Origin of the sequence: Pseudomonas sp. EMN2 (assembly GCF_009650555.1) — a bacterium.
Taxonomy (GTDB): Bacteria; Pseudomonadota; Gammaproteobacteria; order Pseudomonadales; family Pseudomonadaceae; genus Aquipseudomonas; species Aquipseudomonas sichuanensis.
This window is the reverse complement of sequence record NZ_VZZR01000039.1, coordinates 1-13,415: the sequence shown is the minus strand read 5'-3', so window position 1 is coordinate 13,415 and position 13,415 is coordinate 1. Positions and strand designations below refer to the sequence as shown.

Genomic DNA, 13,415 nt, shown 5'->3' with positions numbered 1-13,415 from the left:
GCAGAACAACAAGAATTCAAGGAGGTGACCTGTGAAGCGTCTGCTCTATCCGGCCATCGCGCTGATGAATCGGCTGAGCTTCGGCATGAAGTTCAGCCTGATCAGCGTCCTGTTCTTCCTGCCCATGCTGGTCACCAGCTTCTATCTGGTACGCGACGCCTATAACCAGTTCCACGCCACCCGCGTCGAGCTGCAGGGCCTGGCCCCGTTGGGCGAGAGCCTGGCGTTGCGGGGCGATCTGGAAACCCTCGGCAACCTGCTGCAGATCAACGCCGTGCTCGGCCAGTCGGGCCAGGCCGGGGATGTGGAAGGCCGTATCGCCAGCTTGCAGGACAAGGTCCAGGCCCGGCTCGACGCGCTCAAGGGCAGCGACCCGGCCCTCGAAGCCAAGCGCGCCGAGCTGGCCGACGCCTTCACCCGTGCCCGTGGCGAAACCTCGTTGCAGAACAAGGCCGCGTTGTTTGAAAAACTGCTGGCCCAGGCCCAGGTGCTGGGCAAGCTGGTGGCCAGCCAGTCGGGCCTCAATCAGGACAGCCAGGCCTCGGTACGCCAGCTCGGCGAGCTGATCGGCAGCGCCACGGCGCAGGTTACCCAGGCTATCGGCGAGGGGCGGGCGATGGGCTCGGTGGCCCTGGGCCGCGGGTTCATGGACTCCGCCGGCAGCGCCCGTTTCGAAGACCTGCTGCAGCGCCTGGAGCGGCTGTCCGCCGACTACGCCATTCGCCTTGATGACGCCCTGGCTGCTGACAATCAGGCCAAGGCGGCGCTGGCAGCCAGTGCCCAGGCCAGCCAGGCCACGGTCAAGCAGGCCGCCAGCCTGTTCGAGGACCAGGTGGTGGTAGCCGAGACCCTGGACGCGCCCTGGGCCGGCTTCTACCAGCAGACCACCGAGCTGATGGCCCAGACCTACCGTCTCAACGACGCCGTGCTGGCGCAATTGAACGGGCAACTGGAAGACCGCCTCGCCCAGCACCGCCTGCGCATGATCGCCATGGTTGCCGCGCTGGCCACGGTATTCGTGCTGATCATCTACCTCTACAGCGGCTTCTACGTGTCTACCCGCGAAACCCTGGGCAAGCTCGGCAGCGCCATGGACAAAGTGGCCGCCGGCGACATGACGGTCAGTTTCCAGGCCAGCAGCCAGGACGAACTGGGCGAGCTGGGCCGTGGTTTCAGTGAGACCGTGCGGCGCATCCGCGGGTTGATCGAGCAGGTCGGCCATACGGTGGCCACGGTCGAGGAGCAGGCTGGCCAGGTGTTGTCGGTGTCGGCGCGCAGCAACCAGGCGGTGGGCGGCCAGCGCGAGCAGATCGAGCAGGTGGCCACGGCCATGAACCAGATGACCGCCACTGCGCTGGAAGTGGCGCGCAGCGCGGCGCTGGCGGCCGAGGGCGCCCAGCGGGTCAACCACGAAAGCGCCTCGGGCCGCGACCTGGTCGAAAGCCAGCAGGGCAGCATCGCCCGCCTGGCGGGGGAGATCGACCAGAGCGTGGTGGCGGTCAACCAGCTGGCCGCCGACAGCCAGGCCATCGGCCGGGTACTGGAGGTGATCCGCAGCATTGCCGAGCAGACCAACCTGCTGGCCCTCAACGCCGCCATCGAAGCGGCCCGGGCCGGCGAGCAGGGTCGTGGCTTTGCGGTAGTGGCCGATGAAGTACGTACATTGGCCCGGCGTACCCAGGACTCCACCGAGGAGATCGCTCAGATGATCGAGCGCTTGCGCGAAGGTGTCGGTGCCGCGGTGCGGGTGATGGGCAGCAGCCACCAGATGGCCGCCGGTACGGTGGACGAGGCGCGCCAGGTGCAGCAGGCGCTGGGCAACATCCTTGGCGCGGTGAGTGGCATCGTCGAGCAGAACCAGCAGATTGCTGCAGCGGTGGAGCAGCAGACCGCCGTGGCCCACGACATCGACCAGAACATCGTGGCGATAAATCGGGCGGCCCAGGACACCACCGAAGGCGCCTGCCAGACCGAGGATGCCAGCCGGGCGTTGTCGGTGCAGGTGGTGGAGTTGAAGCGACTGATCGGGGCGTTCAGGGTTTAGTTTCTGCCTGTACCGGCCTCATCGCCGGCAAGCCGGCTCCCGCAGGCCGAACATGTGGGGGCCGGCTTGCCGGCGATGAGGCCGGTAGGAGCACCACACAACTACCAGCCAAACAGCTCGTCGGCATTGCAGCTACTGGCCTCGGCCAGCACCCCGACCTCAACCCCCATCACCTCGGCCAGCGCCCCGGCGATCTCCGGCAGGTGCTCCGGGCTGTTGCGCACCCCCGGGTACATCACCGGCGCCATGTCCGGTGAATCCGTCTCCAGCACCACGCATTCCAGCGGCAGCCGCGCCAGGGTCTTGCGCAGCCGCAGGGCCTGCGGCCAGGTCGCCGCGCCGCCCAGGCCCAACTTGAACCCCAGCTTGATGTACTCCCGCGCCTCTTCATAACTGCCGGCAAAGGCGTGGACGATCCCCGCCCGCTTCGGTTTGTAGCGCTTGAGCGTGGCGATCACCTGGGCATGACTGCGGCGCACATGCAGCAGGGCCGGCAGTTCGAAGTCGCAGGCCAGTTGCAGCTGGGCTTCGAACAGCGCTTGCTGGCGCTGCGGGTCAAGTTCCGGCAGGTAGTAATCCAGGCCGAACTCGCCCACCGCACACAGGCGCGGGTCGCCTCGCAGGCGCTCCAGCCAGTCGCGCAGTTGCACCAGGTGCTCCGGGCGATGCTGGTCCAGGTAGACCGGGTGCAGGCCGAGTGCGGCGTACAGGCGCGAGTCACTGCAGGCCAGGTCCCACACGCGCTGGAAGTTGTCCTGGTACACCCCCAGCACCACCATCCGTTCCACCCCACGCGCCGCCGCGTTGGCCAGCAGCTGCGGGCGGTCGGCGTCGAAGTCGGGGAAGTCGAGGTGGGTGTGGGTGTCGATCAGGCGCATGTCAGGCGCCTGGAATACGTTGCTTGAAGGTGCGACCGATGGCATGCACGCCGGGCTCGTAGCGCTTCTCTTCGATGGCGGCCAGCGCCAGCTCCAGCGCGGTGGCGGCAATCAGGCCGTGCTGCTGGGCCATGGCGTTGACCGGCAGTGGCAGGAAATCGAGCAACTGGTTGTCACCGAAGGTGCCCAGTTGCAACTGGCGCGAATCGGCCGAACGCGCCTGCAGGATGTCGAACACCCCTTGCAGCAGCACATAGGAGGTGGTCACCAGGGCATCCGGCAGGCCGCCGTGTTCGGCGATCAGTTGCTGCATCAGGCGTTGGCCGCACTCGCGGCTGAACGCATCGCCCTGGTAGCGACGCACTTCACCGGCATAGGCCTGCATGGCCTCGTCGAAGCCACCGGCACGGGCCTGGCTCACCGACAGCTCGGGGCGGGCGCCGATCAGTGCGATGCTTTGTGGGCGGGTCTTCAACAGGCTCTCGGCGAGCTGGCGGCTGGCGTCGCGGTCGTCGCTGATGACCGAGCAGAAGTGCGCCGGGTCCAGGCGCCGGTCGATGGCGATCACCGGCAGGCCCTTGTCCTGCAGCTCACGGTAGCTGTCGTCCTCGGGCGGCAGGCAACTGGCGACGAACAGTGCATCGCAACGGCGGGCGCGGAACAGTTGCTGCAACTGGTGCTCGCTGTCGGGCTGGTCGTCGCTGCTGGCGATCAGCAACTGGTAGCCACGGGCGCGGGCGCCCTGTTCCAGCTGCTTGGCGATGCGGGCGTAGCTGGGGTTCTCGAGGTCGGGGAGAATGAAGCCCAGGGTGCGGGTGTGCCGGCTGCGCAGGCCGGCGGCCTGCGGGTTGGGGGTGAAGCCATGGGCCTCGACCACCGCGCGCACGCGCTCGACGGTACTGTTGCTGATGCGCTGCTGCTCGGCCTTGCCATTGATGACGTAGCTGGCCGTGGTCACGGACACACCGGCCAGACGGGCGATATCGCTGAGTTTCACCGAATTTTCCTTGTTATTTCCGGGGCTGACTGCTTGCCTGACCGGGTAGTTTCACCCAAGCGCAGGCCCGCGCGCAGACGACCATTGTCGCAATTGTCCGACAGGATGGGGCTTTTTCGTCGGCAGATTATCGAGTAACGTGGCCGCTTGGTCAGATTAAACGTTTCAGCTTGGCTGATTTTTCCTGCTTGCCACATCCAGCCTGGCCACTTGCACTGATCAATTGAACGGCTTTTGCCGGAAAAATCCACAACAATACCTCGGTACCCCACCTGGGCGCCGGAAAGGAGAAGGTCATGCTCGAGCTTGCCGTGGAGCAGATTGCCATGGGCCAGAAGGCCGCCGACAAAGGCGAGGCGTTGGCCTTGCTGGCCGCGCGGCTGGTGGCCGACGGGCTGGTTGCCGAGGGCTATGTCGACGGCTTGCGCGCCCGCGAGGCGCAGGGCTCGACCTTCCTCGGCCAGGGCATCGCCATTCCCCATGGCACGCCGCAGACCCGCGACCTGGTGTTCGCCACCGGCGTGCGCCTGCTGCAGTTCCCCGAAGGGGTGGACTGGGGCGACGGGCAGATGGTGTACCTGGCCATCGGCATCGCCGCCCGTTCCGACGAACACCTGCGCCTGCTGCAACTGCTTACCCGTGCCCTCGGCGAGACCGACCTGGCCGAGGCCTTGCGCCGTGCCAGCAGTGCCGAAGCCCTGCTCAAGCTGCTGCAAGGCGCGCCCCAGGAACTGGCCTTGGATGCGCAGCTGGTCGGCCTCAACCTGGCCGCCGAAGACTTCGACGAACTGGCCTGGCGCGGTGCACGCCTGCTGCAGCGCGCCGGTTGTGTCGACAGCGGTTTCGCTGCGGTGCTGCAACAGGCCGAGCCGCTGCCCCTGGGCGAAGGCCTGTGGTGGCTGCACAGTGAGCGCCAGGTGCGCCAGCCGGGCCTGGCCTTCATCACCCCGCAACAACCCCTGCGTTACCGCGACCAGCCGCTCAATGGCCTGTTCTGCCTGGCCAGCCTCGGTGCCGCGCACCAGGCCCTGCTCGAACGCCTGTGCGAAGTGCTGATCGAAGGCCGTGGGCAGATGCTCTACCAGGCCACCAGCAGCCGCGCCGTGCTCGAAGTGCTCGGCGGCGAAGCACCTGCCGACTGGCCCAGCGCCCGGGTGGTGCTGGCCAACCCCCATGGTTTGCATGCCCGCCCGGCCAAGGAACTGGCGCAACTGGCCAAAGGTTTCGAAGGCGAGATCCGCGTGCGCGTACTCGACAGCGCCCAGCCTGCGGTATCGGTCAAGAGCCTGAGCAAGCTGCTCAGCCTGGGCGCCCGGCGTGGCCAGGTACTGGAGCTGATCGCCGAGCCGGGCATCGCCAATGACGCGCTGCCGGTGTTGCTGGCTGCCATCGAGCAAGGCCTCGGCGAGGACGTGGAGCCACTGCCAGCCGTTACCCAGCCTGCTGCCGAGGCAGCCGCGCCGGTGCTTGAGGCACCGCTGCCCGGCACCACCATCCAGGGCGTCGCGGCAGCCCCCGGCATCGCCAGCGGCCCGGCCTTTGTGCGGGTCGAGCGCGACATCGACTACCCCCTGCGCGGCGAATCCCCTGCCCAGGAACGCCTGAAATTGCGCAGCGCCGTGGCGGCGGTGCACGCCGACCTGCAGGCCCTGGTGCAGCGCAGCGACAAGGCCATCGGCGAAATCTTCGTCACCCATCAAGAGATGCTCAGCGACCCGGCCCTGATGGACGAGGTCGAGCTGCGCCTGGCCCAGGGCGAAAGCGCCGCCGCCGCCTGGATGGCCGTGATCGACGCCGCCGCGCGCCAGCAGGAGGCCCTGCACGACACCCTGCTGGCCGAGCGCGCTGCCGACCTGCGCGACATTGGCCGGCGGGTGCTGGCACAGCTGTGTGGCGTGCAGCAGGCTGCCGAGCCCGCACAACCCTACGTGCTGGTGATGGCCGAAGTAGGCCCCTCGGACGTGGCGCGCCTGGACCCGGCTCGGGTCGCCGGCATCGTCACCGCCCAAGGCGGTGCCACCGCCCACAGTGCCATCGTTGCCCGCGCCCTGGGCATCCCGGCGGTGGTCGGCGCCGGCGCGGCGATCCTGCTGCTCGACAGCGGCACGCCGCTGCTGCTCGACGGCCAGCGCGGGCGTGTCGCCATCGCCCCGCCCGCCGATGAACTGCAACGCGCCCTGGCCGAACGCGACGCCCGCGAGCGGCGCTTGCAGATTGCCTGGGCCAACCGCCATGAACCGGCGGAGACCCGCGACGGCCATCGCCTCGAAGTGTGCGCCAACATCGGTGAAAGCAGCGGCATCGACAAGGTGGTGGAGCAGGGCGCCGAAGGCGTCGGCCTGCTGCGCACCGAGCTGATCTTCATGGCCCACCCACAGGCCCCCGACGTGGCCACCCAGGAAGCCGAATACCGCCGCGTGCTCGACGGCCTGGCCGGGCGGCCACTGGTGGTGCGCACCCTCGACGTGGGTGGCGACAAACCCTTGCCCTACTGGCCGATTGCGGCGGAAGAAAACCCCTTCCTTGGCGTGCGCGGCGTACGCCTGACCCTGCAGCGCCCGCAGGTGATGGAAGAGCAGCTGCGCGCCCTGCTGCGCGCGGCTGACAACCGCCCCCTGCGCATCATGTTCCCGATGGTCGGGCAGGTGCACGAGTGGCGTGCCGCCAAGGCCATGGTCGAGCGCTTGCGCCTGGAAATCCCGGTCAGCGACCTGCAGGTCGGGATCATGGTCGAGGTGCCGTCCGCCGCGCTGCTGGCCCCGCAGTTGGCGCGCGAAGTGGACTTCTTCAGCATCGGCACCAACGACCTTACCCAGTACACCCTGGCCATCGACCGCGGCCACCCGAGCCTTTCGGCCCAGGCCGACGGCCTGCACCCGGCAGTGCTCCAATTGATCGACATGACCGTGCGCGCCGCCCACGCCGAAGGCAAGTGGGTGGGCATTTGCGGTGAGCTGGCGGCCGACCCGCAGGCGGTCGCGGTGCTGCTGGGGCTGGAGGTGGATGAGTTGAGTGTCGCCGCCCGCAGCATCCCCGAAGTCAAGGCACTGGTGCGCCAGGCCACCCTATCGACGGCCCGCGCCCTGGCGCGCGAGGCCCTGCAACAAGACAGCGCCGAAGCGGTCCGGGCGCTGGTGGAGCGTTACTGAAATGGCCAAGATCCTCACCCTTACCCTCAACCCGGCGCTGGACATCACCGTCAGCCTCGACCGCCTGCAAGCCGGCGCAGTCAACCGCAGCCAGGCCCAGCACAGCCATGCCGCCGGCAAGGGCCTGAACGTCGCCCAGGTCCTGGCCGACCTGGGCCACAGCGTCACCGTCGGTGGTTTTCTCGGCCAGGACAACCTGCAACCTTTCGAGGCGCTGATCGCCCAGCGCGGCTTTGCCGATTGCTTCGTGCGTGTCCCCGGCGAGACCCGTAGCAACATCAAGCTGGTCGAGGCCGACGGCCGGGTCACCGACATCAATGGCCAGGGCCCGCAAGTCGATGAGGCCGCCAGGAACGACCTGCTGCACCGCCTGGCGCAGGTAGCGCCGGGGCATGATGCGGCGGTGGTGGCCGGCAGCCTGCCACGGGGGATCAGCCCAGGCTGGTTGCGCGAGTTGCTGCAGATGCTCAAGGCTCAAGGCCTGAAAGTGGCCCTCGACAGCAGCGGCGAAGCCCTGCGCGCCGGCCTGCAGGCCGCGCCCTGGCTGGTCAAGCCGAACACTGACGAACTGGGTGAAGTACTTGGGCTGCCGGTGGATGACGCGGCACGGCAACACGCCGCCGCCGACCAGTTGCTGGCCAGTGGCGTCGAGCATGTGGTGGTGTCCCAGGGCGAACACGGCGTCACCTGGTTTGCCGCAGGGCTGGCGCTGCATGCCCAGCCACCCCAGGTGCGCATCGCCAGCACCGTGGGCGCCGGTGATTCGCTGGTGGCGGGCATGGTCCATGGCCTGCTGCAGGGCGAGGCGCCAGCAGCGACCCTGCGCCGCGCCACCGCGATCGCCGCCCAGGCGGTCACCCAGGTCGGTTTCGGCATCCACGACCGCGAGCAGCTGGCGCACCTTGAAGCCGCCGTGCACCTGACAGAACAACAAGAGGGCTGCTGATGAACATTGCCATTGTCACCGCCTGCCCCAACGGCCAGGTGTCCAGCGTGCTCAGTGCGCGCCTGCTGGCCGCCGCTGCCCAGCGTCGAGGCTGGAGCACCAGCGTCGAAGTGCAGGAGGCCGAACACCCCGAGCGGCGCCTGTCGCCCGCGCAGATCGCCGAGGCCGACTGGGTGCTGGTGGTCAACACCGGGCCGGTCGATCTGGCGCGTTTCGCCGGCAAGCGCCTGTACCAGAGCACCCCGGCCCAGGCCCTGGCCGACCGCGAGGGATTTCTTGACGAAGCCGCCGCCAAGGCCCAGGTGCACGCGCAGCAAATCGGCCCCAGCGCGACCGCCAGCACGCCGAAGATCGTTGCGGTAACGGCTTGCCCCACAGGTGTCGCCCATACCTTCATGGCCGCCGAGGCGCTGCAGCAGGCCGCCCAGGCCCTGGGCTACACGCTGACCGTGGAAACCCAAGGCTCGGTAGGTGCCCGCAATCCCTTGCCGGCCGAGGCCATCGCCGCCGCCGACGTGGTGCTGCTGGCCGCCGACATCGAAGTGCCCACCGCACGCTTCGCCGGCAAGCGCATCTACCGCTGCGGCACCGGCATCGCCCTCAAGCAGGCCCGCGCCACCCTGGACAAGGCACTGGCCGAAGGCAAGGTGGAAAGCGCCGCTGATGCCGCCAGCGCGCCGCAAAAAACCGAGAAGACCGGCGTTTACAAACACCTGCTCACCGGCGTGTCGTTCATGCTGCCGATGGTGGTGGCCGGCGGTTTGTTGATCGCCCTGTCGTTCGTGTTCGGCATCGAGGCCTACAAGCAGCCCGGCACGCTGCCGGCGGCCTTGATGCAGATCGGCGGCGAAGCGGCGTTCAAACTGATGGTGCCGTTGCTGGCCGGTTACATCGCCTGGTCCATCGCCGACCGCCCGGGCCTGGCGCCAGGGATGATCGGCGGCCTGCTGGCCGGCACCCTCGGCGCAGGCTTCATCGGCGGCATCGTCGCCGGTTTTCTCGCCGGTTACAGCGCCAAGGCCATCGCCCGCTGGGTGAGTCTGCCCAGCAGCCTCGAAGCGCTCAAGCCGATCCTGATCATCCCGCTGCTGGCCAGCCTGTTCACTGGGCTTGTGATGATCTACGTGGTCGGCCAGCCGGTGGCGGCCATGCTCGCAGGGCTCACGCACTTTCTCGACAGCATGGGCACCACCAACGCCATCCTGCTCGGGCTGCTGCTCGGCGGCATGATGTGCGTCGACCTCGGTGGGCCGATCAACAAGGCTGCCTATGCGTTTTCGGTGGGCTTGCTGGCGTCATCCAGCTACGCACCGATGGCGGCGACCATGGCGGCTGGCATGGTGCCGCCGATCGGCCTGGGCATCGCCACCTTCCTCGCCCGGCGCAAGTTCGCCCAGAGCGAGCGCGAGGCCGGCAAGGCGGCGTTGGCGCTGGGGCTGTGCTTCATCTCCGAAGGCGCCATCCCGTTCGCCGCCAAGGACCCGCTGCGGGTGATCCCCGCGAGCATCGCCGGCGGCGCCTTGACCGGGGCGCTGTCGATGTACTTCGGCTGCAAGCTGATGGCCCCGCACGGCGGGCTGTTCGTGCTGCTGATCCCCAATGCGATCAACCATGCGCTGCTGTACCTGCTGGCGATCCTGGCAGGGAGCCTGGTGACGGCGGTGGTGTATGCGGTGATCAAGAAGGGCGAGCAGGTGGAGATGGTGGTGGCGCCGGCCAAGGGCTGACGCCCATCGCGGGGCAAGTCGCATCGGCGCACCGCCGCTCCCACGCCGGCTACAGCGTGGGAGCGGGCTTGCCCCGCGATGGCTATTAGAAGGTGGTGCCGATCCGTTGGCGATTCTTCGCGTACCAGACCCCGGTAATCTTCGCCGTTACATCCGCCACTGCGACCTGGCCGAAGTAACGGCTGTCGGTGCTGTTGTCGCGCCGGTCGCCGAGCAGGTAGACATGGCCGGGCTCCACCACCAGGGGCGCCAGGCTCAGTGAATAAGGGCTGCGCACCATCTCGGCGGGTGCATGGAACAAGCCCAGGTTGCGGCCATTGACCAACAGTTCGCCCGCAACGATTTCCAGCCGGTCGCCGGCCACCCCCGCCACACGCTTGAACCCTTCAATATTGCCCTGGCGGTACAGCACCACATCCCCCACCTTGAGGTCGCCCAGCAAGCGCGAGTCGCTGACGATGTGATCGCCGATCTGCAGCGCCGGCTCCATCGAGCCCGAAGGAATCTGGTCGAGCCGGTAACCGAACAACGGGCCGCGCAGCAGCACCAGCACGCCGGCCAGCACCACCACCGCAGCGGCGTATCCCACCAGGCGTGCCCCGGGTGGTTCGCTGCCCGGGTGACCGCGCCAGGCGATCCAGGCGGCCAGGCAGGCCGAGCCGAGCTTCAGGGCCAATGCGACCCACAGGCCGACGATCACCGCCATAGGTGTGGCAAACAGGCCGATCAGGAAGAAGTCGATGAAGAACAGCGCCAGCAGTATCAGCGCCCAACGCAGGCGGCCTACGTAGTAGAGCCCCGAACCTGCGACCAGCAGGGAGATGACAAACGCCGATGAAGCGGATTGACGCGAAGGCATGGAAGGTCAGTCGTCCTTGAAAAGAGCTCTTTGGGTTTTCGGCAGGTACAGCGAGGTCTTGAGCGTTCAGCCCTGCCAGGTTTTTGCCCGCAGCGGCACCAGCAGGTCGGCCAGGCCGTTGTGGTCGATCTCATGCATCAAGGCCAGCAACGCGCCCAGCTCGCCATGGGGGAAACCCTTGCGCGCAAACCACGCCAGGTAGTCGCCCGGCAGGTCGGCGATGAGCCGCCCCTGGTACTTGCCAAAAGGCATGGTGCGGGTGACCAGCAGTTGCAGGGCTTCAGGTTTCATCGGGGCGGCGGCCTGTGGCGGGTGAAGCGCGGACGATACTGCAATCTGCACGACGACCCAAGCGGCGATCATGCAGAACGCACCGGCGCGGCGATTTCTGAATAATTATAAGCAACTGATTTTTATAGATTATTTTTAGCCAATAAGCCTGGCATGAAGCCTGCTCCGGTAAAGGTGACTATCACCTGCCAAGGAGTTGTTGCCATGAGTAATCCCAACAAAGACGTCATCGATGTGCTCAACGACCTGATCGAGTACAGCAAGGACGGCGAGAAGGGCTTCAAGACCTCCGCCGAGGATGTGAAGAATCCACAACTCAAGGCGTTCTTCGTCCAGCGTGCCGGTGAGTGCGCCAATGCCGCGGCCCAGCTGCAAAGCGAAGTCCGCCGTCTGGGTGGCGACCCGGAAACCAGTACCAGCATAAGCGGCGACCTGCACCGTGGCTGGGTCAACCTCAAGTCGCTGGTCACCGGCAAGGATGAAACGGCGGTGCTCAATGAAGTTGAGCGGGGCGAGGATCACGCCCTCAAAGCCTACAAGGACGCCCGCGAGAAACTGGTCAAGCTGGGCCGTACCACCAGTGACCAGACCTACATGCTGGTGGAAAACCAGTTGCAGGGTGTACAGCGCAACCACGACCAGGTGAAGGCACTGCGCAACGCAGCCCGCGCCGCTTCTTAAGCCTGAGGGCCCTCTACCCGGTTGCGGCCATTCGCCTTGGCCCGGTAGAGCGCCTCGTCCGCGTCACCCAGCAGCCGGGTCAGGTCGTGCTGGGTGCCGGGGATGTGCAGGCCGATGCCGACGCTCACCGTTACCGAGCGTTCGTCCGCGCCGAACGGCGGCATCGACTCGACGCTGGCGCGTATGCGCTCGGCCAGCAGCAGTGCGCCGGCCAGTTCGGTCTCGGGCAGCACCACCTGGAACTCTTCCCCGCCATAACGCGCTGCCAGGTCCGCCGGGCGGCGTATGCAACGCTCGATGGTCTTGGCGACCTCGCGCAGCACATGGTCGCCGCCGGCATGGCCATGGCGCTGGTTGAATGCCTTGAAATGATCCACATCCACCATCAGCACCGCCAGCGACTTGCGGTTGCGCTGGGCGCGTGCCCATTCCAGGCGCAGCACCTGGTCGAGCCGGCGGCGGTTGGCCAGCCCGGTGAGGCTGTCGGTGGCGGCCAGGGTCGCCAGGCCCTGCTCGGCATCGTGGCGCCGGCGTAATTCGCGGCCCAGCAGCAAGGTGAGCCAGAGGATGCCGATGCACAGCACGCCGGTGGCCACACTGACCACGATCGCCGTGCGCCGCCAGGACTGGAACACCTCGTCGGTGGAGTGCACCACCAGCACGATCAGCGGCAGGTCGGCGACCCGGGCGAAGGTGTACATGCGCTGGGCTTCCCGCAGGCTCGACCTGGCCGTGAAGCTGCCGCTGCGCTCGCTGAGGATGCGTTTGAAGTTGGGCCGCTCGCTGAAGCTGGTGCCGATCAGCGGGTCCTGGGGCCGAGAAGGCTGGCGCGCCAGCAACTGGCCGTCGGTGTTGAGCAGGTTGATGCTGCTGTCGTCGCCGATGTCCAGGCGTTCGAACAGCCGGCTGAAATACGACAGGCGCAGGGCCCCGGCGGCCAGGCCGATGAACTCACCGTTGCTGCCGGAGATCCGCCGGCTGAAGCTGATGCACCAGTCCAGGTCGCCCAGCCGGGCCTTGAACGGCGGGCTGATCAGCAGGCCCAGGCCGGGGTGGTCGCGGTGGCGCTGGAAGGGGATGGTGTCGGCGAAGTTGGCCTGGCGAGGCACCACGCTGGTGGAGTCGCCGACCACATCGCCCCTGGCGTCGAGCCAGAGAATGTCGCCGCGCACCGGTGCCGAGATCGCCTGGCTGAACAGGATCTGCTGGCGCAGGCTGGGCTGGACATTGAGTAATTCGGGGTGTTTGACGGCCCAGATCAGGCCTTTGAGCGATTGGTCGTAGAGCTCGACGTTGCGCAGGATGTCGCTTTCGATCAGTTGCACGATGTTGCCGGAGGAGCGGATCGCCGACTGCTCGACGCTGTCGCGCTCGCGTGCCAGCAGGTAGCTGACGATGCCCACTATGGCGAGCACGGCAAGGCAACTGCCCAGGTTGAGGATCAGTTCGGGGTGTGACTTGTACAGGGCTGAACGTGGTGATCGGGTTACTGACGTCATGCTCGCTACTGCATAAGCCCCTTGATCCATGGGGGATGGGCCATTACGCGGCGGCGGTATTCTAAGGAAGGGAGGATTGTCGGACAAGAATTATGGTGTTTTGTCCGACGAAATTGTGGGGGTGGGGGCTTTTGTGGCGGGCTTGCGATCGCATGAGGGTTATCGGGTGTCTGGCTGTTGATGGCATCAGGGCATACAGGTGCATGCCACAACCCTTGCAGCGCCTATGAGATCGAGCGCCGCCCGCGCGGCGCTTCGCGGGTAAACTGAACTGGCCTAATGATTTTGGACACCTTCATCGGGCGCTATGATGGCGCCCAATTGGAGGCAAAATCAGTGCGTAA

General features: G+C 67.1%; 10 protein-coding genes and 1 pseudogene. 6 read left to right on the top strand and 5 right to left on the bottom strand.

Annotated features, from left to right (window positions below; all coding sequences use genetic code 11):
• Positions 1–64: 64 nt before the first annotated feature.
• Together F6X61_RS27610 and F6X61_RS27605 are read left to right on the top strand one after the other, a co-directional pair.
• Positions 65–1,186, top strand: a pseudogene (locus tag F6X61_RS27610) (HAMP domain-containing protein); the annotation flags it as partial.
• A gap of 144 nt (positions 1,187–1,330) precedes the next feature.
• Positions 1,331–2,044 (top strand): methyl-accepting chemotaxis protein, encoded by a 714-nt coding sequence (locus F6X61_RS27605; RefSeq protein WP_371923702.1) that lies wholly within the window; start codon positions 1,331–1,333, stop codon positions 2,042–2,044.
• Positions 2,045–2,145: 101 nt separating this feature from the next.
• Here the strand turns inward: F6X61_RS27605 and F6X61_RS13480 are convergent, their stop codons facing one another.
• Together F6X61_RS13480 and cra are read right to left on the bottom strand one after the other, a co-directional pair.
• A complete protein-coding gene (locus tag F6X61_RS13480) occupies positions 2,146–2,922 on the bottom strand; it encodes a TatD family hydrolase (protein ID WP_153787039.1) in 777 nt (258 codons plus the stop codon).
• 1 nt (position 2,923) lies between these two features.
• On the bottom strand, positions 2,924–3,919 hold the full coding sequence (gene cra / locus F6X61_RS13475) for a catabolite repressor/activator (RefSeq protein ID WP_153787038.1): 996 nt from the start codon (positions 3,917–3,919) through the stop codon (positions 2,924–2,926).
• A gap of 296 nt (positions 3,920–4,215) precedes the next feature.
• Between cra and ptsP the strand changes: the two genes are divergently transcribed.
• From ptsP to F6X61_RS13460, 3 genes are read left to right on the top strand one after another with little or no spacing between them, the layout of a single operon-like run.
• On the top strand, positions 4,216–7,068 hold the full coding sequence (gene ptsP, locus F6X61_RS13470; protein ID WP_153787037.1) for a phosphoenolpyruvate--protein phosphotransferase: 2,853 nt from the start codon (positions 4,216–4,218) through the stop codon (positions 7,066–7,068).
• A gap of 1 nt (position 7,069) precedes the next feature.
• Complete coding sequence (pfkB, locus tag F6X61_RS13465) at positions 7,070–8,014, top strand: 1-phosphofructokinase (protein WP_153787036.1); 945 nt, start codon at positions 7,070–7,072, stop codon at positions 8,012–8,014.
• On the top strand, positions 8,014–9,741 hold the full coding sequence (locus tag F6X61_RS13460) for a PTS fructose-like transporter subunit IIB (protein ID WP_153787035.1): 1,728 nt from the start codon (positions 8,014–8,016) through the stop codon (positions 9,739–9,741). Before pfkB ends, F6X61_RS13460 begins: the two co-directional genes overlap by 1 nt.
• 85 nt (positions 9,742–9,826) lie before the next feature.
• On the opposite strand, the gene lepB is transcribed toward F6X61_RS13460, so the two are convergent.
• On the bottom strand, positions 9,827–10,600 hold the full coding sequence (gene lepB / locus F6X61_RS13455) for a signal peptidase I (RefSeq protein WP_153787034.1): 774 nt from the start codon (positions 10,598–10,600) through the stop codon (positions 9,827–9,829).
• A gap of 66 nt (positions 10,601–10,666) precedes the next feature.
• Positions 10,667–10,891, bottom strand: coding sequence for a DUF3820 family protein (locus F6X61_RS13450; protein WP_153787033.1), 225 nt, complete (start codon positions 10,889–10,891; stop codon positions 10,667–10,669).
• A 204-nt stretch (positions 10,892–11,095) separates the two neighbouring features.
• Between F6X61_RS13450 and F6X61_RS13445 the strand changes: the two genes are divergently transcribed.
• Positions 11,096–11,572, top strand: a complete 477-nt coding sequence (locus tag F6X61_RS13445) for a PA2169 family four-helix-bundle protein (RefSeq protein WP_153787032.1) — start codon at positions 11,096–11,098, stop codon at positions 11,570–11,572.
• On the opposite strand, the gene F6X61_RS13440 is transcribed toward F6X61_RS13445, so the two are convergent.
• Positions 11,569–13,071 carry a diguanylate cyclase gene (locus F6X61_RS13440; RefSeq protein ID WP_153787031.1) on the bottom strand — a complete coding sequence of 501 codons (1,503 nt, stop codon included), beginning with the start codon at positions 13,069–13,071 and terminating at the stop codon, positions 11,569–11,571. The two genes, F6X61_RS13445 and F6X61_RS13440, sit on opposite strands and share 4 nt — an antisense overlap.
• Between the last annotated feature and the right edge of the window lie 344 nt (positions 13,072–13,415).

Coding starts and splice junctions, on each gene's coding strand:
- F6X61_RS27605 (WP_371923702.1), top strand. CDS start 1,331: ATGAACCAGATGACCGCCACTGCGCTGGAAGTGGCGCGCAGCGCGGCG.
- F6X61_RS13480 (WP_153787039.1), bottom strand. CDS start 2,922: ATGCGCCTGATCGACACCCACACCCACCTCGACTTCCCCGACTTCGAC.
- ptsP (WP_153787037.1), top strand. CDS start 4,216: ATGCTCGAGCTTGCCGTGGAGCAGATTGCCATGGGCCAGAAGGCCGCC.
- pfkB (WP_153787036.1), top strand. CDS start 7,070: ATGGCCAAGATCCTCACCCTTACCCTCAACCCGGCGCTGGACATCACC.
- F6X61_RS13460 (WP_153787035.1), top strand. CDS start 8,014: ATGAACATTGCCATTGTCACCGCCTGCCCCAACGGCCAGGTGTCCAGC.
- lepB (WP_153787034.1), bottom strand. CDS start 10,600: ATGCCTTCGCGTCAATCCGCTTCATCGGCGTTTGTCATCTCCCTGCTG.
- F6X61_RS13450 (WP_153787033.1), bottom strand. CDS start 10,891: ATGAAACCTGAAGCCCTGCAACTGCTGGTCACCCGCACCATGCCTTTT.
- F6X61_RS13445 (WP_153787032.1), top strand. CDS start 11,096: ATGAGTAATCCCAACAAAGACGTCATCGATGTGCTCAACGACCTGATC.
- F6X61_RS13440 (WP_153787031.1), bottom strand. CDS start 13,071: ATGACGTCAGTAACCCGATCACCACGTTCAGCCCTGTACAAGTCACAC.